This is a genomic window from Pseudomonas furukawaii (assembly GCF_002355475.1).
Classification (GTDB): Bacteria; Pseudomonadota; Gammaproteobacteria; order Pseudomonadales; family Pseudomonadaceae; genus Metapseudomonas; species Metapseudomonas furukawaii.
Map to the genome: position 1 here is coordinate 4,455,476 of NZ_AP014862.1, position 21,762 is coordinate 4,477,237.

The window sequence follows — 21,762 nt, forward strand, 5'->3', positions numbered from 1 at the left end:
GACACTCAAAATGGCTATGACAACCTGAAAGAAGTGGCTATAGGTATAGCGCCATTCCAGAGCGATAAAAGACTCGCCGGCCACCCCGGCGTCGCTATCAGGAATGACAACAATGAACGCTATCCAAGCCCGATTCGCCGCCCTGCTGAGTCACAACGTCGGGGCGGACAGCCCGCCCCCACCGCTCACCCCCGTCCTTGCCCGTCGCCTTCTGGAACGCCTGGACAGCCTGCGCCTGTTCGCCCACGGCTACCCCTTGCTGACCAACCTCACCCAGGGTCGGGCCACCCCCGAGGACATGCTCGACTTCGCCTACCGGCATGAACTCGACGGCCTCGCGTTGCACCTGCTGGACGGCGAGCACAACAGCCTGTCGCGCATGTCCGCCGAGCGCCTCGCGGCCTTCGCCGACAAGGCACGCGCCCTGGGCCTCGACGTCCACCTGGAGATCAGCAGCACCCGCCCCGAGGACGTCGACCAGGCCGTGGCCATCGCCCGCGCCATCGGCAGCCGCAATATCCGCGTCTATTCCCGCTACGAGGGCCACCTGTCGCGGGTGATGGACCTGATCGAAGTCGACCTGCGCCGCCTGGCGCAGCTGGCCGACCAGCACGACCTCAACTTCGACTTCGAGCAGCACGAGGAGCTCAAGAGTGCAGAGATCAGCGCCCTGCTGCGCCGCGTCGGTCACCCACGGCTCAACGCCCTGTTCGACTTCGGCAACATGATCAACGCCTGCGAACGCCCGCTGCCGGCGCTGGCCAACCTCGCCCCCTTCATCCGCCAGGTGCACCTCAAGGGCGTGCGCGTGGTGCCCGAGCGCAACGGCTACGGCCATTACGGCGTGCTCCAGGGCAGCGCCGAGGACCAGTTGCCCGGCGCGCGCATGCTGCTGGAGCTGCTCCTGCTGGGCGACAGCGCACCCCAGGTGGTGGCCTTCATCCTGGAGCAGGAAAACCACTACATCGCCCCCGCCTTCCGGGAGGTCGGGGAAGACGCCGATCCCTTCATCCCCTATCGCGAAATGAGCGAGACGCCGTTGCCGCCGGGTTACAGCCTCGAACGCATGCTCGCCGACGAACACCGCTGGGCCAACAACCAGGTGCGCCATGTGCGCGGCCTGCTGGCCGAACTGCGCCTGCTGGCCGAGCTGACGCTGGACGCCGCCGAACGCAACTGACCGGTCGCCCCAAGCGGCCCCCGACAACTCCGGAAACTGTGGAGAACAACAATGACAGCACAGGCTAAAGCCAAATGGCTCCGTTTCCTGGTCCTCGTCCTCGGCGGCGGGACCATCTACAAACTGGCCAACCTCAAGGACGCCTTCTACATCCCGATGCAGGAGCACATGGGGCTGACCCACACCGAAATCGGCACCCTGCTCAGCGCCAACGCCATCATCGCCACCGCGCTGTTCGTGCTGGGCGGCTTCCTGGCCGACCGCTTCGAAACCCGCAAACTGATTCCCCTGGGACTGATAGGCACCGGCGCCCTGGGCCTGTACCTGGCCAGCTTCCCCGGCTTCAGCCAGCTCCTCATCGTCTTCGCCCTGCTGGCCGTGTGCGCCGACTGCATCTTCTGGCCCTCCCTGCTCAAGGCCATCCGCAACCTCGGTGACAACGGTGAACAGGGGCGCATGTTCGGCTTCCTGGAAGGCGGCCGTGGCGTGGTGGACACCCTGGTGGCCTTCTCCGCCCTCGGCGTCTTCGTCGCCCTGGGCTCGGGTGCCGCCGGGCTCAAGGCCGCCATCCTGTTCTACTCCTGCATCGACATCGGCGTCGGCCTGCTGACCCTGTTCCTGCTGCGCAACGCGCCCCAGGCAAGCGGCAACCGCGAACCGATGGGCCTGGCCGGCCTGATGGAAGCCGTGCGCATGCCCGGCATCTGGCTGGTGAGCCTGAACGTCTTCATGGTCTACATCGTCTACTGCGGCCTGACCTACTTCATCCCCTACCTGAAGGACATGTACCAGCTGCCGGTGGCCCTGGTGGGCGCCTACGGCATCATCAACCAGTACTTCCTCAAGGTCCTCGGCGGCCCCGCCGGCGGCTTCATCGCCGACAAGGCCGTGAAGAGCCCGAGCCGTTACCTGAAGTGGGCCTTCCTGGCACTGCTGCCGCTGATGGGCGTGATCCTCGCCATCCCCCACGGCGAGAGCTTCATCTATGCCGGCATGGCCGCCACCCTGTCCTTCGCCCTGGTGGTGTTCACCATGCGTGGCGTGTTCTGGGCACCCATGAGCGAAGTCGGCATCCCCTCGCGCATCAGCGGCTCGGCGTTCGGCATCGGCTGCCTGATCGGCTACGCGCCCGGCATGTTCGCCTACATCATCTACGGCGCGCTGCTCGACCAGTATCCGGGCGAACAGGGCTACACCTACGTCTTCACCCTGATGAGCGTGCTGGCCGTGATCGGCTTCCTGGTCTCCAGCCTGCTGCATCGCTCGGTGAACTGCCGCGTCGCCGCCCCGACGGGCGAATCGCTGGCCTGATCGGGCGGCCTGGGATCCCGCACGGGCGCGCTGTAGCGGTGCGCAGTGCGCACCCTGCGGATAGCGCTGCAAGGCCGTTATCCGGTAGCGGGATGCAGTCCGGGAGCGAGGCTCCGCCTTGTCCCCGGATTTCATCCAGGCTACCGGCGGCACGCACGCGGGCTCCGGTGTCCTGGACGCAGTGCGCGCACGATGACCTAGCCTGTCGCGCACCCGATAGAGATGGAAAATCGTCCAGAGTCATAGTGGAAATTCATCCATTACGTGGACGAATTTACACCACGTATCCTCGCTGCATCCGCCCCCTGGCCCTGAACGCCCTGAACGACACGCCGGTGCTGCTGATCAACGGCGCGCGCCAGACAGGCAAGAGCACCCTGGCCAGTGGACTTCATCCTGGAAAGCCGGCGTGGCGAGTTGGTCGGGATCGAAGTGAAGGCATCGACCACGCTCTCCAGCAAGGACTTCAACGGCCTGCGTCATCTGCGTGAAACGACGCCGCGGCAGTTCAAGCGCGGCATCGTCTTCTACACCGGCGAACAGGTGGTGCCTTTCGATGAACAGCTGCTGGCCGTCCCTCTCTCGCTGTTCTGGCAATCGGGCGTGGGGAGCTGAGTCGACCAAGCGACCTTTACGCCGACCAGGGACGGGCACACGCCGTATCAAGAAGCCCCGGCAACCCCATGACGACTGTAGAAACGCTCCAGCTCGCGGGTCTGGGGCTCGACCCCGGTGAAGATCCGCAAATACTCGGGGATGTACTTCAGGCGCTCCTCCAGGGGTTCCCGGGTCTTCATGCTGATGTAGCCGATCTGCGTCAGGTAGATGGAACGGGCGCGGGTGTAGGCCGCGTCGTGCTCGAAGCCGAAGCGCGCGAACATCCGCGTCAGGGCCTCGACCCGTTGCGCATCGGCCTTATTGATCTCCTCGGCCACGTCTTCGGACTGCAGCGCCCAGCTGCGCATGGCGAACTCGAACTGGGAGTCGAACAGCGCGCTGTCCAGCCAGCAGTCGAAGACATTCAGGATCGCCTCGGTGATGGACTCGGCGTAGGCCTGGGTCCGCTCCACCAGGTTCCGGGTGTTCTTGTGCCTCCAGCGCTCGATCAGCGCCTCCAGCAACGCTTCCCGATCCTCGAAGAACCAGTAGAAGCTGGTCCGGGAAAGATTCAGCTTCTTGGCCAGCGGCAGGACCTTCACCGCATCCACCCCTGACTCCGTCAGGCTCTCGTAGGCCGCGTTGAGCCAGCCCTCCGGGGAGCCGCGTCCTGCCGCTTCCTGGCCATTCGTCGTTGTTTTCATTCACGCGTTTCCTGACATCCGATTGGTTTCCCGCCGTCCATGTACACAAAAGACCACTAACTTGACACTAGTGTACACAGCGACCTATGGTCAGTTCGCCTGATGACCTGTCTGCGAGACCGATATGAACAATAACGATCCGCTCCTGCAGCCCTATCGCCTGAAGCACCTGACACTTCGCAACCGCATCATCACCACGTCCCACGAGCCGGCCTATCCCGAGGAGGGAATGCCGAAGCAGCTCTACCGGGCCTACCACGTCGAACGGGCCAAGGCCGGGGTCGCCATGACCATGACCGCCGGCTCGGCCGCTATTTCCCGGGATAGTCCGCCGGTTTTCAACAACATTCTTGCGTACAAGGACGAAGTGGTCGGCTGGCTCAAGGACCTCACCGACGAATGCCATGAGCATGGCGCGGCGGTGATGATCCAGCTCACCCACCTGGGCCGGCGCACACGCTGGGACAAGGGCGACTGGCTGCCGGTGGTGTCGCCGTCCCACAATCGCGAGCCCGCCCACCGAGCCTTCCCCAAGCGATTGGAGAGCTGGGACATCGAGCGGATCATCCGCGATTACGCCGATGCCGCCGAGCGCATGCAGGCCGCGGGGATGGACGGGATCGAACTGCAAGCCTACGGCCACCTGATGGACCAGTTCTGGTCGCCCCTGACCAACGAACTCGACGGCCCCTACGGCGGCTCGTTGCAGAATCGCCTGCGCTTCACCTTCGACGTGCTCAGGGCCATCCGCCAGCGCGTCGGCACGGATTTCATCGTCGGCATCCGCTACACCGCCGACGAGGCCTTGCAGGGCGGCCTGCGGAAGGAAGAAGGCCTGGAGATCTCCAGGCTGCTGAAAGACAGCGGCATGATCGACTTCCTCAACGTGATTCGCGGCAACATCGCCACCGATGCCGGCCTGACCGACGTGATCCCGGTACAGGGCATGCGCAACGCGCCGCACCTGGATTTCGCCGGGGAAATCCGCTCGCTCACCGGCTTTCCCACCTTCCACGCCGCCAAGATTCCCGACGTCGCCACCGCCCGCCACGCCATCGCCTCGGGGCGGGTGGACATGGTCGGGATGACCCGCGCGCACATGACCGACCCCCATCTCGTGCGCAAGATCATCGAAGGCCGCGAGGAGCAGATCCGCCCCTGCGTGGGCGCCAACTATTGCCTGGACCGCATCTACAACGCCGGCGCCGCCTACTGCATCCACAACGCCGCGACCGGCCGCGAAACCACCATGCCCCATGACGTGCCCAGGGCCCCCGCCAGGCGCAAGGTGGTCATCGTCGGCGCCGGCCCCGGAGGCCTGGAGGCGGCCCGTGTGGCGGGCGAGCGCGGGCACGAGGTGGTGGTGTTCGAGGCGGCCGACAAGCCCGGCGGGCAGGTCCGCCTGACGGCGCGCTCCGAGCGCCGCAAGGAGATGATCAGCATCATCGACTGGCGCATGGCCGAATGCGCCAGGCTGGGCGTCAGGTTCCACTTCAACCTCTGGGCCGATGCCGCTGCCATCCGCGAGGAGGGGGCCGACGTGGTCATAGTCGCCACCGGCGGTTTGCCCCATACCGAGGTGCTGGCGCGCGGCAATCAGTGGGTGGTGTCGAGCTGGGACATCCTCTCCGGCGATGCGAGGCCCGGGCGCAACGTCCTGGTCTATGACGACGCCGGCGACCACGCGGGCCTGCAGGCCGCCGAACTCATCGCCCGGAGCGGCGCCCGGGTGGAGATCATGACCCCGGACCGCGCCTTCGCCCCGGAGGTGATGGGCATGAACCTGGTGCCCTACATGCGCTCGCTGCAGCGGCTCGACACCACCTTCACCGTCACCTATCGGCTCAAGGCCGTCGACCGGGACGGGGACCTGCTGCTCGCCACCCTCGGCACCGACTACAGCGATCTCGAGAAGACCCGCCACTTCGACCAGATCGTCGTCAACCACGGCACCCGGCCCCTGGACGAGCTGTACGTGGAGCTCCAGCCCCTGTCCACCAACCAGGGCGCGGTGGAGTACCAGGACCTGATCCTGGGGCGGCCGCAGCAGGTGAAGACCAACCCGGACGGGCACTTCCAGCTGTTCCGGATCGGCGATGCGGTGTCATCGCGCAACACCCATGCGGCGATCTACGACGCCCTGCGGCTGGTCAAGGACCTCTAGCCGCGCATTCGTCCACCGCCGTGCCCCGACGTTCTCCGTGGAGGTTGTCCCATGCAAAGGAATCCCCTGCCCACCTGGCTGAACGATGCTCCCCACGAACACAGCCTGCGCTTTCGCGATGACGCCGAAGTCACCGCCCACCGCATGGCCCCCGTCGACGCGGCGCTGCTCGAAGCCCACGCTGCCATCGACCGCAAGGCGCTGCGACGCTACCGGCTGGAGCGCATCCGCCAGCAACTGCGCGAGCACGACTACGCCGGCATCCTGCTCGCCGACCCCATCAACATCCGCTACGCCACCGACACCAACAACCTCGGACTCTGGGTGATGCACTCCCCCAGCCGCTACGTCTTCATCGCCACGGACGGCCCGGTGGTGCTCTTCGACTTCAGCAGCAGCCGGCACAACAGCGAGCACATCGAAACCCTGGACGAAATCCGTCCGGCCACCCCCTGGCTGTACTTCCTCGCCGGCCCGCGCGTGCAGGAAAAGGCCGAGCGCTGGGCCCGGGAGGTAGCCGAACTGGTCAGGCGCCAGGGTGCCGGCAACCGGCGACTTGCCGTGGATCGCTGCGACCCCTGGGGCGCCGAGCGGCTGGTCCGCAAGGGCCTGCAACTGTTCGATGCCCAACCCCTGATGGAGCAGGCACGCCTGATCAAGTCCGCCGAGGAGATCGCCAGCCACCGCGTGTCCATGGACGTCTGCGACCTCGCCATCGCCCGGATGCGCGCCAGTCTGGTTCCCGGCATCACCGAGAACCAACTGTGGAGCATCCTCCACGGCACCAACGTCGCCCAGGGCGGGGAATGGGCGGAGAGCCGCCTGCTGAGCTCCGGCCCTCGCACCAATCCCTGGTTCCAGGACGCCTCGGACAGGGTCATCGAAGCCGGCGAAATGGTCTGCTTCGACACCGACATGGTCGGCCCCGGTGGCTACCTCTCGGACATCTCCCGCAGCTTCATCTGCCCCGGCAAGGCGGCGACCGCCGTCCAGCGCGACCTGCTGGAAATCGCCGCGCAGCAGATCACCCACAACCTCGACCTGCTGCGCCCTGGCCTGTCCTTTCGCGAGTTCGCCGAACGCTGCTGGCCGGTGCCCGAACGCTACGAGCACAACCGCTACATGATGATGCTGCACGGCGTCGGGCTGGTGGACGAGTACCCCAGCGTGGCCTACGCCGTGGACTTCGCCGAATGGGGCTACGACGGGCTGTTCCAGGAAAACATGGTCGTTTCGGTGGAAAGCTACATCGGCGAACAGGGCGGCCACCAAGGCGTGAAGCTGGAGGAACAGGTCCTGATCACGGCCCGGGGAGCGGTCAAGCTCTCACACACCCCATTGCTCGACCTCGACCGATAGCCAAGCGGTTGCCACTGGTACGCAGGCGGCACGCCTGCCCGGCCCGGAGATCAACAACAATGAACAGCCTGACCGCCAACACCGCCCTCCCGACACCAGGCCGTACACCCACTGCCGAACCGCTGCTGCGCCTGGAATCCATCCACAAGGATTTCGGCCCCTACGCCGTGCTGCATGACCTGTCCTTCGAGATGAGCAAAGGCGAGGTGGTGGCCATCATCGGTCCCAGCGGATCGGGCAAGAGCACCCTGCTGCGCTGCATCAACCAGCTGGAGCCGCCGACCCGGGGCCGGGTGAGCATCGGCGACCTGAGCATCGAAGCCGGGCGACCGCTGCCCAGGAGCGCCCTGCTGAAACTGCGCCGTCGCGTCGGCATGGTGTTCCAGTCGTTCAACCTCTTTCCCCACCTCACGGTGCTGGGCAACGTCAGCCTGGCCCAGGTCCGCACCCTGGGCCGCAGCCCGAAGGAGGCGGACGCTCGCTCCCTCCAGCTGCTGGAGCGCGTCGGGCTCGCCGACAAGGCCGGGCAGTACCCGACGCGCTGCTCCGGCGGCCAGCAGCAGCGCATCGCCATCGCCCGGGCCCTGGCGCTGGAACCTGAGCTGATGCTGTTCGACGAGCCCACCTCGGCCCTGGACCCCGAGCTCGGCCTGGAAGTGCTGGCGGTGATGAAGGAGCTGGCCCGTGACGGCATGTCGATGATCGTCGTGACCCATGAAATGCACTTCGCCGAAACGGTGTCCGACCGGGTGGTGGTCATGGCGGACGGCCGCATCATCGAACAGGGGCCCAGCCTGAAGGTCATGCGAGAGCCGGAAAACGAGCGGGTGATCCGCTTCCTCCGGGCCGTGTGGAACCGCACATGACCGACCTCCTCCTGACCCTGCTGCACGGCGTACCCTGGACCCTCGCCGTCACCCTCTGCGCTTTCGCGATGGGCGCGGTCCTCGGCTTCCCGCTCTGCGCGCTGCGCCTGTCCGGCTTCGCCCCCTGCCGGGTCCTGGCGGCCCTGCTGGTGCTGACCCTGCGATCCATCCCGCCCATCGTCTGGCTGTTCTTCATCTTCTTCGGCATCGGCGGCGGCTACATCGACCTCTCCCCGTTCGCGGCGGCGGTGCTGGGCCTGGGCCTGATCACCGGCGCACACCTGTCCGAGGTCTATCGCGGCGCCTTCGCGGCGATCCCCGCCGGCCAGCACGAGGCCGCCAACGCCCTCGCCCTGACGGCTCCCCAACGCTTCTTCGACGTGGTGCTGCCGCAACTGGTGCGCATCGCCATCCCCGCCTCGGCCACCTATGCCATCGGCCTGCTCAAGGATTCCGCCATCGCCTCGACCCTGGGCGTCGGCGAGATCAGCTTCCAGGCCTACCAGGAGTCCCAGCGCAGCTTCCAGGGGCTGGAGGTCTACAGCGCGGCGGCGCTGCTCTATCTGGCCCTCAGCGCGCCAGCGGCGCTTTTTTCCCGCTGGCTGTCCGCCACGCTGAAACGGAGGATCGCCCCATGACCGAACTGCTCACGCTCTGGGCCGCCTGGCTGCCGGAACTCTGGACGGGCTTCGTGCTGTCCATGCAGGTCACCGTCGCCAGCCTGGGCCTGGGCATCGTCCTGGGACTGGTGCTGGCGCTCGGGGTGTCCGCGCCGAGCCGACTGCTCCGCTACCCCGCGCTGGCCATCGTCGAACTGGGGCGCGGCGCGCCGGTGCTCATCCTCCTGCAGTACCTCTACTTCGGCCTGCCCTCGGTGAACCTGACCCTGACCTCATTCTGGGCGGCGGCGCTGGCCATGGCCTACTGCACCGCCGCCTACACCAGCGAGATCATCCGGGGCGGCCTGGAGGCCGTGGCCCGGGGGCAGGCCGAAGCCGCCGAAGCCATCGGCCTCGGCCGCCTCGACGCCCTGCGCTTCGTGATCCTTCCCCAAGCCCTGCGGGTGGCGCTGCCGCCCCTGCTGGGCTTCTCCATCATGATGTTCCAGGCCTCGTCCCTGTGTTTCACCATCGCCCTGCCGGAAATCGTCAGCCGCGCCTCGGCCATCGGCTCATCCACCTTCGAGTACATGCCCGTGCTGACCCTCGCCGGCCTGATGTACGCCGCCGTCTGCGCCCCCGCGACCCTGGGCGTGGCGGCACTGGAAGAGAGACTGGCGCCCGGCGGGCGGGGCTGATGCCCTCGCCCGGGTCCCTGCCACCCCCGCTCCAGCCGTCAACAAGAAGAGGTGAAGACATGAACCGCTCACTCATCGCCATCCTCCACTCGGCGCTTCTGCTCGCCGCCATGGCCAGCACCTCCCTGGCCCGGGCGGACTGCACCCCGAAACACGCATTCGACACCCTCAGCCCCGGGGTCCTCACCGTCGCGGCCTGGGTCTTCCCGCCCTACTCCATCCCGGGCCCCGGCCATCGCCTGGGCGGCGTCGACGGCGAGATCATCACCCGCATCGCGGCCCGGGAATGCCTGACGCTCAAGGTCACCGTGCTCGACCCGGCGGCGGTCATCCAGTCGGTCATCTCCGGGCGGGCCGACGTCGGCATCGGCGACTGGTACCGCACGACCGAACGCAGCAAGGCGCTGGGGCTATCCGCCCCGCTGTACCTGGACAAGATGGGCATCATTTCCGCCGAGGGTTACTCGCAGATCGCCCAGCTGGACGGCAAGCGCATCGGCACCGTGCAGGGCTACCTCTGGGTGGATGACCTGAAGAAAGCCTTCGGCGACAACCTGGTGCTCTACCCCAACCCTGTGGCCATGGCCCAGGACCTGGCCTCCAGGCGGATCGAGGTCGGCGCCGACAGCTTCGCCGTGGGCATCGCCTCCCAGCGGAAGGGGGCGTACAAGGGCAAGGTCATCAAGGTATCCGAGCCCGACCCACGCATTCGGGCCACGCTCCAGCCGGGACAGACCGGCTTCCCCTTCACCAGGACCAACGCAGCGCTGGAAGCCGCGCTCAATGCCAATATCCAGGCCATGCACGAGGCGGGGGAAATCGCCGACATCCTCGTCTCCTTCGGCCTCGACCGCAGCGCGGCCGACGTGGGTCCGCCGCGCATGATCGAATAGCGCCCGTCTCGTAGGAGCCGGCTTGCCGGCGAATGGCGGGGATGGGTTCGCGAGCAAGCTCGCTCCTACAGCGAATCGTGCGAACCCTTTCGCGAGCAAGCTCGCTACTACGCGCATGGCGCGGATCGGCGGAAATCACCGCGTCCGTCCGGTCAGTGCAAGACATCCGGCCGAAAAGCCGGATAATGCCGGCCATTTCGTCTTGCGTACGCGGTAATCCCCCATGGAAATCAAGGTCAACTTTCTCGACAACCTGCGACTTGAAGCCAAGTTCGACGACTTCACCGTCGTGGCCGACCAGCCCATCCGCTACAAGGGCGATGGCTCGGCGCCGGGTCCGTTCGACTACTTCCTGGCCTCGTCGGCGCTGTGTGCGGCTTACTTCGTCAAGCTGTATTGCCAGACCCGCGACATCCCCACCGAGAACATCCGCCTCTCGCAGAACAACATCGTCGACCCGGAAAACCGCTACAACCAGATCTTCAAGATCCAGGTCGAGCTGCCGGCCGACATTTCCGCCAAGGACCGCCAGGGCATCCTCCGCTCCATCGACCGCTGCACCGTGAAGAAGGTGGTGCAGACCGGCCCCGAGTTCATCATCGAGGAAGTGGAGAACCTGGACGCCGACGCCCAGGCGCTGCTGATGCCGGAAGCCGCCGCCGGCGCCCGCACCTGCATCCTCGGCAAGGACCTGCCGCTGGAAGACACCATCGCCAACATGTCGGGCATCCTCGCCCGGCTCGGCATGAAGATCGAGATCGCCTCCTGGCGCAACATCGTGCCCAACGTCTGGTCGCTGCATATCCGCGACGCCCAGTCGCCCATGTGCTTCACCAACGGCAAGGGCGCCACCAAGGAAGCGGCGCTGGCCTCAGCCCTGGGCGAGTTCATCGAGCGCCTGAACTGCAACTTCTTCTACAACGACCAATACTGGGGCGAGGACATCGCCAACGCGCCCTTCGTCCACTACCCGGACGAACGCTGGTTCAAGCCCGGCCGCCGCGACGCCCTGCCCAAGGAAATCCTCGACGAGTACTGCCTGGCCATCTACAACCCCGATGGCGAACTGCACGGCTCGCACCTCCATGACACCAACTCCGGCAACATCGAGCGCGGCATCTGCTCCCTGCCCTTCGTGCGCCAGTCCGATGGCGAGGTGGTCTACTTCCCCTCCAACCTCATCGAGAACCTCTACCTCAGCAACGGCATGAGCGCCGGCAACACCCTGGCCGAAGCCCAGGTGCAGTGCCTGTCGGAAATCTTCGAGCGCGCGGTCAAGCGTGAAATCCTCGAAGGCGAAATCGCCCTGCCGGACGTGCCCCAGGAGGTGCTGGCGAAGTACCCGGCCATCCTCGCCGGCATCCAGGGGCTGGAGGAGCAGGGCTTCCCGGTACTGGTGAAGGACGCCTCCCTGGGCGGTGAATACCCGGTCATGTGCGTCACCCTGATGAACCCGCGCACCGGCGGCGTCTTCGCCTCCTTCGGCGCCCACCCGAGCTTCGAAGTGGCCCTGGAGCGCAGCCTCACCGAACTGCTGCAAGGCCGCAGCTTCGAAGGCCTGAACGACCTGCCGGCACCCACCTTCGAAAGCCAGGCGGTGACCGAGCCGAACAATTTCGTCGAGCACTTCATCGACTCCAGCGGCGTGGTCTCCTGGCGCTTCTTCAGCGCCAGGGCCGACTACGAGTTCGTCGAGTGGGACTTCTCCGCCGAGGGCGAGAACGCCAACGCCGAGGAAGCCGCCACCCTCTTCGGCATCCTCGAAGCCATGGGCAAGGAGGTCTACATGGCCGTGTACGAGCACCTGGGCGCCACCGCCTGCCGCATCCTGGTGCCGGGCTACTCCGAGATCTACCCCGTGGACGACCTCATCTGGGACAACACCAACAAGGCGCTCTTCTTCCGCGAAGACATCCTCAACCTGCACCGCCTGGACGACGACGCCCTCGAAGCCCTGGTGGCGCGCCTGGAAGAGAGCGAGCTGGACGACTACACCGACATCACCACCCTGATCGGCGTCGAGTTCGAGGAAAGCACCGTCTGGGGCCAACTGACCATCCTCGAGCTCAAGCTGCTCATCTACCTCGCCCTGCAACGCTTCGAGGACACCAAGGAACTGGTGGAAACCTTCCTCCAGTACAACGACAACACCGTCGACCGTGGCCTCTTCTACCAGGCCCTGAACGTGGTGCTGGAGGTGGTGCTGGACGACGAGATGGAACTGGCCGACTACGAAGCCAACTTCCGCCGCATGTTCGGCAACCCGCGCATGGACGCGGTGCTGGGCTCCGTGGACGGCAGCGTGCGCTTCCACGGCCTCACCCCGACGAGCATGAAACTGGAAGGCCTGGACCGCCACCTGCGGCTGATCGACAGCTACAAGAAACTCCACGCCGCACGGGCCAGCGTGGCGGGCTGAGTCCTTCGACCAACGCACCGTCCGCAGGGGGCGCCGCGCGCCCCCATTGCCCGCCCCCAAGGCACTCGTCCAGGCCTTCCCATCACGACACAGCTTGCAAAGAATGCCTTGTCGCCGCCGCGACAGCCGTGGTTATCATTTGGTTCCCACGGACCCAAACCTTTTTGCATGTCCAACGCATCGGAACCTCCCAGTCGCGCCGTCCCCGGCCACCCTCCCGTTCATCATCCCGCCGTCGCCCAGGCAGGCTCGTCTCCTTGCACGGCACCGTTTCGTCCTGCCCTAAGGCCGCCCTGCGCGTCGCCGCCCTCCACGGCAAGGGGCCGCCTATAGGCCTGAAACGCTGACCCGCCCCGGCCGTCGCCACCCTGGCACAACGAAGGGCTTACCTCACCGAACGGGCGTGTCGCCCGAGCGAAACGAAGAGCTGAACGAGCCGTGCGCCGAGAACGCACGCAGGAGACAAGAGAGTGGAATTTTTCGCGTTGGCATTGCTGATCGTGCTGAATGGCCTGTTCGCCATGTCCGAGATCGCGCTGGTGGCCGCCAGAAAGGCGCGCCTGATGAAGCTGGCGGCCGAAGGCGACTCCTCCGCCTCGGTGGCCCTGAAGCTGGGCGAGGATCCGACCCAGTTCCTCTCCACCATCCAGATCGGCATCACCTCCATCGGCATCCTCAACGGCATCGTCGGCGAGGCCGTGCTCGCCGCCCCGCTGGCCAACTGGCTGCAGACCCTCGGCGTGCCCGCCACCACCGCCAGCATCGGTGCCACCGCCGGCGTGGTCATCGTCATCACCTACGTCTCCATCGTCATCGGCGAACTGGTGCCCAAGCGCATCGGCCAGCTCAATCCCGAAACCATCGCCCGCCTGGTGGCCCGGCCGATGGTCACCCTCTCCTTCCTGACCCGCCCCTTCGTCGTGCTCCTGTCCTGGTCGACCCACACCATCCTGCGCATCCTGGGCGTGCGCCAGTCCGCCAGCTCCGGCGTCACCGAGGAAGAGATCCACGCCATGCTCGAAGAAGGCTCGGAAGCGGGCGTCATCGAGCAGCACCAGCATGAAATGGTGCGCAACGTCTTCCGTCTGGACGACCGCCAGCTCGGCTCCCTGATGATCCCGCGCTCCGACCTCGTGGTTGTGGATATCCGCAAGACCCCGGAAGAAAACGTCCAGGCGATGATCGAATCCGAGCACTCGCGCTTCCCGGTCTGCGACGGCGGCCTGGACAATCTGCTCGGCGTCATCCATGCCAAACAGGCCTTCGCCCGCCTGGCCAAGGGCGAGGCGCCCGATTTCACCGAACAGCTCCACCCCTGCGTGTTCGTGCCGGAAACCCTCACCGGCATGGAACTGCTCGAACAGTTCCGCGCCAGCGGCATGCAGATGGCCTTCGTCATCGACGAATACGGCGAGCTGGAAGGCATCGTCACCCTGCAGGACGTACTGGAAGCGGTGACCGGCGAATTCACCCCCAACAACGCCGAAGACGCCTGGGCCGTGCAACGCCACGACGGCTCCTGGCTGCTCGACGGCGCCATCCCCATCCCGGAAATGAAAGACCGCCTCGGCCTCAAGACCGTGCCGGAAGAAGACAAGGGCCGCTACCACACCGTCTCCGGCATGTTCATGCTGCTGCTCGGCCGTGTGCCCGCCACCAGCGACCGGGTGGAATGGAGCGGCTGGTCGTTCGAGGTCGTCGACATGGACGGCAAGCGCATCGACAAGGTACTCGCCAGCCCCATCGACCTGCCCGATTCCGGCGAGGCCGACGGTGCCCTCCCCTGGAACGACAGCGAGAACCGCGACACCAGCCAGCACCGCTGACCCGCTCCCCCCACGCGAACGGCGCCAGGGCCTGGCGCGCTACTACCGCCCTATCCACCCTCCAATAGATGCCTCGCCAACGGGGCATCTCGGCCACACCGAACTGCGCATCTTCGGGCTGCCCAAGTTACCGACCGACTCAGCATTTTCCTCGGTCTTTTCAGTCCACCTCCACTTTCCCGCCACCCAAAGTCAAAGGCATAGATAAGCGCTGCCCTGTTGTCTCGAAAAGCCCTAATGCACCAGAACTCCGGCTTTATCACGCAGACTTCCGGCAGTGAGAACGTCCTATGCAACGCTCTTCCTGACACACTGAGAATGAGCCTCACATGAAATCAAGAACCACCTTTGCGGCCATTGCCTCAATACTCGCCTTCGGCTCCCTTCCATACAACTTGCGCGATCACACCCCGAGCGACTCAGTATCTGAGCCTCTACCAGGCCCCCATGTAAACCAACATCCAGAAACCTCCACAGCAGAGCAAACAAGCGGAAAGCCAGATTCTAAAAAACACAAAGAGGCCGCCTCCGAACCCCTGATCGATAACCAGCATGAAGTACTCGAACTTGCCAACACCATCCAGAATGAAGGCTGGAAGATTGGTTGCACACAAGCCCAGCCAAGACTCGAAGAGTTCAGGAACAACCTTCTCCACCGACCTCACACAGCAAGCCACGCATGGGAGGAAATGGTTTTCATCACCGCAGGCTGCCTATCCGAGATCCAGTTGGATGAGAGATCAGCCATTGACTTGCTCAAGAGAGCGCTTGAGGTCAAACCTCGTGATGCCCAGTTCATGAATATGTTGGGCACCAGTTACCTTCGTAGCGGCCAGGATCTTGAGGCAGAGCAGCTATTCACCTCATTGCTTGCGGACAACGAGCTGAGCCAGACGCTCTGGAATAGCGGGTGGGCCGGGGCTGTCCACGAGAAGCTGGCCATCGTGAAACTGCGCCTTGGTACTGAGGGAAACGATGTCGACCGTCTTAACGATGCCAGGCATCTCTTGCAAACAGCCGATGAGTTCGAGGGGCTTACTGATGTATCACCGCTGCGTCATGGCCAAATTGCAGCGGTTGACTTCTCCTTGGGGCGATATGCGCAGGCGGTGACAGGCTACGAGAGGGCACTGTCGCTACTCAACAATGAAAGCACGCAAAGAGTCTGGAACTCCGAGATGATCAATAAAATGAAGGCTGAGTACACCATGGAATTAGGCCAGATTTACTTCATACAAGGCCATAAAGAGAAGTCCGAGCTAACAATGAAACTGGCCATTGATCATGCGAAAGCATCGTCAGACCCACTTCTTTTCAAAACAATGAAAGCCATCTACGACAACACCATAGACGGCACTGAAGTCGATCTCGGTGACTTCAATGAAATCCGACGTATCCCGTTAGAGTAAGGAGCGCCTTAAATGACCGCCAGGAAGCCCCTACAACTCTGCATCATTATTTTCGGCCTATTGAGTGGAAGCAGCGCCATCGCCGGAATGTCGTCCGCGATCATTCGACACTGCACGCCTGCCATACCCGGCAAGCCATCGGTTTGCGTAGTCCGTAACCTAGCCGTAGATGTAAATCAGAATGTGCGCTGGCACATGTAGAACACAGCCCCTGTCGGGTTAACGCCAAAGGCTCCTGGTGCGCACGGCTCCCCCTTCGCCAGGCAACCTGGCGTGAATCTCGTCTCTTTCCCGCAAGAATCGCCCGCAGCTGAGCTACCATGCCGCACCGAAATCTACGCCCACCCGCTGGCCGCCTATGTCCTCCAACGCGCTGTATACCGACCTCTCCTCCTACTACGACCTGATGTGCGCCGACATCGACTACCAGGCGCAAAGCCACAGCGTGCGTCGGCTGCACCAGCTCTTCGGTAACGACGGGCGCCGCCACCTGGACCTGGCCTGCGGCACCGGCCCCCACGTGCGCCACTTCCTCGACTTCGGCTACCTCAGCGCCGGCCTCGACATCAACCAGCCCATGCTCGACCTCGCCCAGCAGCGCTGCCCCGAAGCCCGCTTCAGCTGCCAGGACATGGCGAGCTTCCAGGTGGACGAACCGCAGGACCTGATCACCTGCTTCCTCTACTCCCTCCACTACAACGCCGGCCTGGAGCCTCTCGCAGCCTGCCTCGGCCGCGTCCACGACGCACTCGCCGAAAACGGCGTGTTCTGCTTCAACAGCGTCGACAAGCACCAGATCGACAATCGCTCCTTCGTGCGCCACAGCGCGGATCACCTGGGCAGCCACTTCACCTTCGGTTCCGGCTGGTACTACAGCGGCGAAGGCGACCGCCAGGCCCTGCGCCTCAGCATCGAGAAGACCACCGCAGGCGTGACCGAAAACTGGCAGGACGAACACAGCATGGTCGCCCTCGGCTTCGCCGACTTGCAGACCCTGCTGGAGCCCCGTTTCGAGGTGCAGGTGTTCGAGCACGACTACGAACGCATCACGCCCTGGGCCGGCAAAAGCGGGAATGCGCTGTTCGTCTGTGTGAAGCGCTGAGGGAAAGGCACCTTGCGGCGAGACGCCCCAACTTAAGGAAGGGGCGCCATCCTTGGAGGGAACACACTCCAGAGCCTGATCCCAATCGGCGCGGCTTGAACTGAAGAGCGGCACCTGCGAAGCACTGCAACCGGTGAACGAAGCCGGCCTCGAACGGCGGGTCGCGACCTGCGTACGAGGCCAAGGTGGTCCTCAGGTGCCGTTCTTGATCCTGCTCCAGGTGCGCGTGCGTACACGTTCCAGCTTCAGCGGCAGGGTCTTCAGGGGGAACAGGTTGTCCATGACGGACTTGGGCGGATAAAGCATGGGGTCATTGCGCAGTCGTTCGTCGACCAACGCAGTGGCGTCGCGGTTGCCATTGGGGTAGCCAAGATAGTTGGAGTTCTTGGCAATGGTTTCCGGGCGCAGCATGTAGTCAAGGAAGGCATAGGCCGGCTGGGGATTGGGCGCACTCTTGAGCGCTACCAGGGTGTTGATCCACATGGGAGCCCCCTCTCGCGGAATGCTGTAGGCCAGCTTGACGCCATTGTTCGCGTTCTCGGCGTTGAGCTTCGCGCTGTAGACCGATCCGCCCCAGCCCACCACGGCACAAATGTCGCCATTGGCGATTTCGGTGGTGAACTTCGCGGAATTGAAGTAGCGGATGTAGGGGCGGATCTCCTTCATCAAGGCCTCGGCCTGCTTGTAGTCGTCCGGGTTCTGGCTGTTCGCGGGCAGGCCCAGGTAGTGCAGGGCGATGGGGAGGATCTCAACCGGCGCATCGAGCATGGCCACGCCGCATTGGCTGAGCTTGGCGATGTTCTCCTGCTTGAAGATCAGATCCCAGGAATCGACCGGGGCGTTCTCGCCAAGCAGTTCGCGCACCTTGTCGACGTTATAGCCAATCCCGGTGGTGCCCCACATGTAAGGAATGGCGTAGCGATTTCCCGGATCGTTCGCCTCCAGCTTGGCCATGACTTCCGGAGCCAGGTGAGACCAGTTGGGGAGTTTCGAGCGATCCAGCTCTTGCAGCAAGCCGGCTCGGGCGAAGTTCGGCAGCAGGTCATCCGGCACCACAACCACGTCATAGCCGCTGCGCCCGGCCATGAGTTTGCTTTCCATCACCTCGGCGTCATCGAACACGTCGAGCACCGGGAGGATGGCGTTTTCCTGCTGAAACTCCTTGAGTGTTTCCGGGGCGATAAAGTCGGACCAGTTGTACAGGTGCACGCTGGGCATATCCGCTTGCGCGCTGCCCGCAATGGCGAGCAGGCCGACCAGACCGAGGTTGAGCAAAGGCTTGCACTGCATGGTGGCTCCTTGAGTCATTGTTATTCGGAGGCGGGATCAGCGGCCTTCGGGTACCAGCAGTTCGCGGCGACCATCGGCATGGTTGATGCGTTCGCCGGGCAGGTTGAGGCGGCGATCGGTGTGGTAGTCGTACAGCGCGCGGGCGGCGGCAATGCCGGTCATATCCAGGCATAGGCCATGGCGGCACTCTTCAGTACCGGCTTCGAACAGCACGCGGCCGAAGGGGTTGGCCACCATACTGCCCCCCGCGAAGGTCAGGCCGTGGTCGCCCTGTCCGACACGGTTCACCATCACGGCGAACACCTGGTTCTCCTGGGCACGGGCAGCCACCGCCGTGCGGTGAACATGGCCGTAGGGCTCCATGTTGCCATCGGTGATCAGCAGCAGTTCGGCACCCAGTTCCGCCAGGGCGCGCGCGGTCTCGGGGAACTCGCAGTCGTAGCAGATCAACAGACCTATGCGCACACCCCGCCACTCCACCGTGGAGAAACGATCCCCCGGCAGCACCGCCTCGCCCTCCCCTACCCACAGGTGCGTCTTGCGGTAGCTCAACGCGATACCGTCCGGCGTCACCAATACGCTGGTGTTGTAGTAGCGGCCTTGATCGTTCTCGGTCAGCCCGCACACCACCGCCAGATCGTGCTCGCGTGCCGCTTGCTGGATGGCGTCCAGGCTAGGGCCGGCCAGCGGCTCTGCCAGGCGGGCAATGTTCTGCGGGTTGGGAAAACCGGTGATCAACGATTCGGGGAACACCACGATGTCGGTATCGGACGAGCAGGCGGCGATGGCGTCCAGCGTGCGTTGCAGGTTGTAGGCGGTATCGCCGTCGCGTCCGGCCATCTGTACGAGTTCGAGCTTCATGGGCAAACCTTGTTGTTGTACGTGGGCTCCGGAAACTTCATGATTTTCCGGAGGGGCGATGTAAGTATGTGTTTTAACGCCGAATTTCATATCACCCCGATTAGCTAACCCCGGGAGTAATCGAGATGGGGCTGACACTGCAGGACCTGGCCTGGCATCGAGCCGTCGGCCACCTGATCGAGCGCCTCGACCAGCCAGACTTCTGGCTGGCCTTGAGCCGGCTGCTGCATGACTACGTACCCGCCGATAGCTGGGTCGCCCTGCTGTTCGGCAACGGGCGCCCACGAGTCTTTGCCGAGAGCCCATTCGAGGGTGGAGGCAGCGACCCGTTGCATCACGATTACCTCAGGGGTCTGTACTTGCTCGACCCCTTCTACATCGCCAGTCGCGAGCACCAGGGCAGCGGCCTGGTGCGTCTGGCGGATGTAGCCCCCGAATGCTTCGAGCAAACCGATTACTACCGGCTGTACTTCACCCACAACGTGGTTGCTGACGAGGTGCAGTTCAACGTCCAGCTGGATGCGGAAAGCACCCTTTGCCTGTCGTTGGGCAGCGAGCGCCGCTTTACCCCTGAACAGATCACCCTGCTGGAGCTGATCCGTCCCTGGGTAACCGCGCTGATGCGCAAGCGCATGTCCTTCGAGCCAGAGCCCGATGAGCAGACGTCGACTGGAAGCCCCCCTGAGGACGGCGGGGTGGACAGGGTGATGCAGCGTTTGGGCACAGCCCTGACCCTGCGAGAAGTGGACGTCGTCCGCCTGATGCTGGCCGGCTGCTCCAACAAGGAAGTCGCGCGCAAGCTGGACATCTCCGCCGAAACGGTGAAAGTCCACCGCAGGCACCTCTACGGCAAGCTCAATATCAAGTCTCAGTCGGAGTTGTTCGCCCTGTTCATGAAGGCTCAGAGCACGCCCTGAAAGCACGCGCACTCCCCGTTTACCTGCGCTGCGGCCCGTCACGGTCAATCCCCTGGCCGGGTGTAGCGACCCGAAAGACCTCGACGCCCATGCAGTTCTTACTGCAATGCTCCATGGCAGATCGCGTGGGGAGGCCCCCGGGCCTGCCGGAGTCCAATGTCTCCTGTTCGCTGACCCCAGGTGATCCGCCCTCTTTCGTTCAGCGACGCAGACAGCCAGCCCTGGTTCGTCGCCTTCGACTTCGCCCCGATGATCGCCGCCGCCCGGCCCTGCCGCGCTTCATGGCGGCGAATGACGACCGCAGGCGGTAGGAGCCGGCTTGCCGGCGAACGCGGCGGGGGCTTTCGCGAGCGACCAGGGCCGGCTTGTCGTTGCCCTGAAGCGCTGGAGGAAGAGAAACGCCGCAGGGCGCTGCGGCGTTTTTGGGGGTATGGAATGGCCGGGATCGATCAGGAGCGGCCGCTTCTGGCCATCTGCGCCGACTGAAAGAAGTACCGGGGACTATTCACCCACCAACTGGATCACCGTCTTGCCCTTGCCGCGACCTTCCGCGACCTGGCGAAATGCCTCGTTGACCTCATCCAGTTCAAAGGGCCGCTCATCTACGCGGATCGTCAGTTGCCCGGCATTTGCCAGTGCAGCCGCCTCGCGCAGGATAGCCCCGTGATGCTCACGCCCCTTGCCGGTGAGCAACGGCGTCAGGGTGAAGACGCCCGAGTAGGTGGCGCTTCTGAAGGATAGCGGCGCGAGGCTGTGCTGACCCCAGCCCAGGCAGCTCAGAACGTGCCCGGTATAAGGCTTCACGGCCTGAAACGACGCATCCAGCGTGCTGCCTCCGACCGTGTCGTAGACGATGTCGAAACCTTCCCCAGCCGTGTGCTGTTCGACATAGGCCTCCACGCTCTGCGCCTGGTAGTCGATCGCCGTCGCCCCCAGCGAGCGAATGAAGTCGAGACTCGCCGCCGAACCGGTGGCGTAAACCTCGGCACCGCGCGCCTTGGCCAACTGCACCGCTACCTGGCCGACACCGCCCGCGCCGCCGTGAATCAGCACACGCTGCCCCGGGCGGACATTGGCGCGGTCCACCAAGCCTTCCCAGGCGGTGATGAATACCAGAGGCAGGGCGGCGGCCTCGCGCATGCCGAGGGTGTGCGGCTTGGACGCGATCAGCCGGGCGTCCACGGCGATGTATTCGGCCATGGTGCCCTGAGCGCCGCCGATACCGCCGGCCATGCCGAAGACCTCCTGACCAGGCGCGAACCCTTCAACCGCCTCGCCCAGCTCGATGACAGTGCCGGCGAGGTCCAGGCCGAGCACCGCCGGCAGCGGCTGGCGGGCGTGCGCCCCTGCGCCGGTGGCGATCTTGGTGTCGAGCGGGTTGACCCCTGCGGCATGGACCCGGACCAGGACCTGCCCCTTGCCGGGAACGGGGCGAGCGATGTGGCGTACGGCCAGCGGGGCCTGGGCGGACTCGGCGATAGCGGCAAGCATCAGGTGTTTCATGGTCTGGAACCTCGATGAAGTGGACACCTGCAGATTGCGCCCACTTCACCATTCCGATAAGAAA

General features: G+C 64.7%; 18 protein-coding genes. 14 read left to right on the forward strand and 4 right to left on the reverse strand.

Annotated features, from left to right (window positions below; genetic code table 11):
• Window positions 1–112: 112 nt before the first annotated feature.
• The 3 genes from KF707C_RS20570 (at window position 113) to KF707C_RS20580 (ending at window position 3,106) form a co-directional block, all read left to right on the forward strand.
• A complete protein-coding gene (locus KF707C_RS20570; protein ID WP_003456851.1) occupies window positions 113–1,180 on the forward strand; it encodes a sugar phosphate isomerase/epimerase family protein in 1,068 nt (355 codons plus the stop codon).
• Window positions 1,181–1,231: 51 nt separating this feature from the next.
• On the forward strand, window positions 1,232–2,491 hold the full coding sequence (locus KF707C_RS20575; RefSeq protein ID WP_003456849.1) for an MFS transporter: 1,260 nt from the start codon (window positions 1,232–1,234) through the stop codon (window positions 2,489–2,491).
• Between the two features lie 384 nt (window positions 2,492–2,875).
• Window positions 2,876–3,106 (forward strand): hypothetical protein, encoded by a 231-nt coding sequence (locus KF707C_RS20580; RefSeq protein WP_003456847.1) that lies wholly within the window; start codon window positions 2,876–2,878, stop codon window positions 3,104–3,106.
• 47 nt (window positions 3,107–3,153) lie between these two features.
• On the opposite strand, the gene KF707C_RS20585 is transcribed toward KF707C_RS20580, so the two are convergent.
• On the reverse strand, window positions 3,154–3,792 hold the full coding sequence (locus KF707C_RS20585) for a TetR/AcrR family transcriptional regulator (RefSeq protein WP_003456845.1): 639 nt from the start codon (window positions 3,790–3,792) through the stop codon (window positions 3,154–3,156).
• 124 nt (window positions 3,793–3,916) lie between these two features.
• On the opposite strand from KF707C_RS20585, the gene KF707C_RS20590 reads away from it, so the two are divergent.
• The 10 genes from KF707C_RS20590 to KF707C_RS20640 all read left to right on the forward strand — a co-directional run bounded on the left by KF707C_RS20590 (window position 3,917) and on the right by KF707C_RS20640 (window position 17,127).
• Window positions 3,917–5,956: an NADH:flavin oxidoreductase gene (locus tag KF707C_RS20590; RefSeq protein WP_003456843.1), complete on the forward strand. Its 2,040-nt coding sequence runs from the start codon at window positions 3,917–3,919 to the stop codon at window positions 5,954–5,956.
• A 51-nt stretch (window positions 5,957–6,007) separates the two neighbouring features.
• Complete coding sequence (locus KF707C_RS20595; protein ID WP_003456841.1) at window positions 6,008–7,315, forward strand: M24 family metallopeptidase; 1,308 nt, start codon at window positions 6,008–6,010, stop codon at window positions 7,313–7,315.
• Window positions 7,316–7,374: 59 nt separating this feature from the next.
• Window positions 7,375–8,181: an amino acid ABC transporter ATP-binding protein gene (locus KF707C_RS20600; protein WP_003456839.1), complete on the forward strand. Its 807-nt coding sequence runs from the start codon at window positions 7,375–7,377 to the stop codon at window positions 8,179–8,181.
• Window positions 8,178–8,819 (forward strand): amino acid ABC transporter permease, encoded by a 642-nt coding sequence (locus tag KF707C_RS20605; protein ID WP_003456837.1) that lies wholly within the window; start codon window positions 8,178–8,180, stop codon window positions 8,817–8,819. The genes KF707C_RS20600 and KF707C_RS20605 overlap by 4 nt, the downstream gene beginning before the upstream one ends.
• On the forward strand, window positions 8,816–9,478 hold the full coding sequence (locus KF707C_RS20610; protein WP_003456836.1) for an amino acid ABC transporter permease: 663 nt from the start codon (window positions 8,816–8,818) through the stop codon (window positions 9,476–9,478). Before KF707C_RS20605 ends, KF707C_RS20610 begins: the two co-directional genes overlap by 4 nt.
• 110 nt (window positions 9,479–9,588) lie before the next feature.
• A complete protein-coding gene (locus tag KF707C_RS20615) occupies window positions 9,589–10,371 on the forward strand; it encodes a substrate-binding periplasmic protein (protein ID WP_231992350.1) in 783 nt (260 codons plus the stop codon).
• Between the two features lie 223 nt (window positions 10,372–10,594).
• Window positions 10,595–12,790: an OsmC domain/YcaO domain-containing protein gene (locus tag KF707C_RS20620; protein ID WP_003456833.1), complete on the forward strand. Its 2,196-nt coding sequence runs from the start codon at window positions 10,595–10,597 to the stop codon at window positions 12,788–12,790.
• 470 nt (window positions 12,791–13,260) lie between these two features.
• Complete coding sequence (locus KF707C_RS20625) at window positions 13,261–14,616, forward strand: hemolysin family protein (RefSeq protein WP_003456829.1); 1,356 nt, start codon at window positions 13,261–13,263, stop codon at window positions 14,614–14,616.
• Between the two features lie 329 nt (window positions 14,617–14,945).
• Complete coding sequence (locus KF707C_RS20635; RefSeq protein WP_131679702.1) at window positions 14,946–16,025, forward strand: tetratricopeptide repeat protein; 1,080 nt, start codon at window positions 14,946–14,948, stop codon at window positions 16,023–16,025.
• Between the two features lie 358 nt (window positions 16,026–16,383).
• Window positions 16,384–17,127, forward strand: a complete 744-nt coding sequence (locus KF707C_RS20640) for a class I SAM-dependent DNA methyltransferase (RefSeq protein ID WP_003456827.1) — start codon at window positions 16,384–16,386, stop codon at window positions 17,125–17,127.
• A 192-nt stretch (window positions 17,128–17,319) separates the two neighbouring features.
• Here KF707C_RS20640 and KF707C_RS20645 read toward each other — a convergent pair whose 3' ends face one another.
• Both KF707C_RS20645 and KF707C_RS20650 read right to left on the reverse strand, forming a co-directional pair.
• Window positions 17,320–18,417, reverse strand: coding sequence for a polyamine ABC transporter substrate-binding protein (locus KF707C_RS20645; RefSeq protein ID WP_003456825.1), 1,098 nt, complete (start codon window positions 18,415–18,417; stop codon window positions 17,320–17,322).
• A gap of 36 nt (window positions 18,418–18,453) precedes the next feature.
• Window positions 18,454–19,278 carry a carbon-nitrogen hydrolase family protein gene (locus tag KF707C_RS20650; RefSeq protein WP_003456823.1) on the reverse strand — a complete coding sequence of 275 codons (825 nt, stop codon included), beginning with the start codon at window positions 19,276–19,278 and terminating at the stop codon, window positions 18,454–18,456.
• A gap of 125 nt (window positions 19,279–19,403) precedes the next feature.
• On the opposite strand from KF707C_RS20650, the gene KF707C_RS20655 reads away from it, so the two are divergent.
• A complete protein-coding gene (locus tag KF707C_RS20655; protein WP_003456821.1) occupies window positions 19,404–20,195 on the forward strand; it encodes a response regulator transcription factor in 792 nt (263 codons plus the stop codon).
• Between the two features lie 501 nt (window positions 20,196–20,696).
• Here the strand turns inward: KF707C_RS20655 and KF707C_RS20660 are convergent.
• Complete coding sequence (locus KF707C_RS20660) at window positions 20,697–21,698, reverse strand: zinc-dependent alcohol dehydrogenase family protein (RefSeq protein WP_003456819.1); 1,002 nt, start codon at window positions 21,696–21,698, stop codon at window positions 20,697–20,699.
• Between the last annotated feature and the right edge of the window lie 64 nt (window positions 21,699–21,762).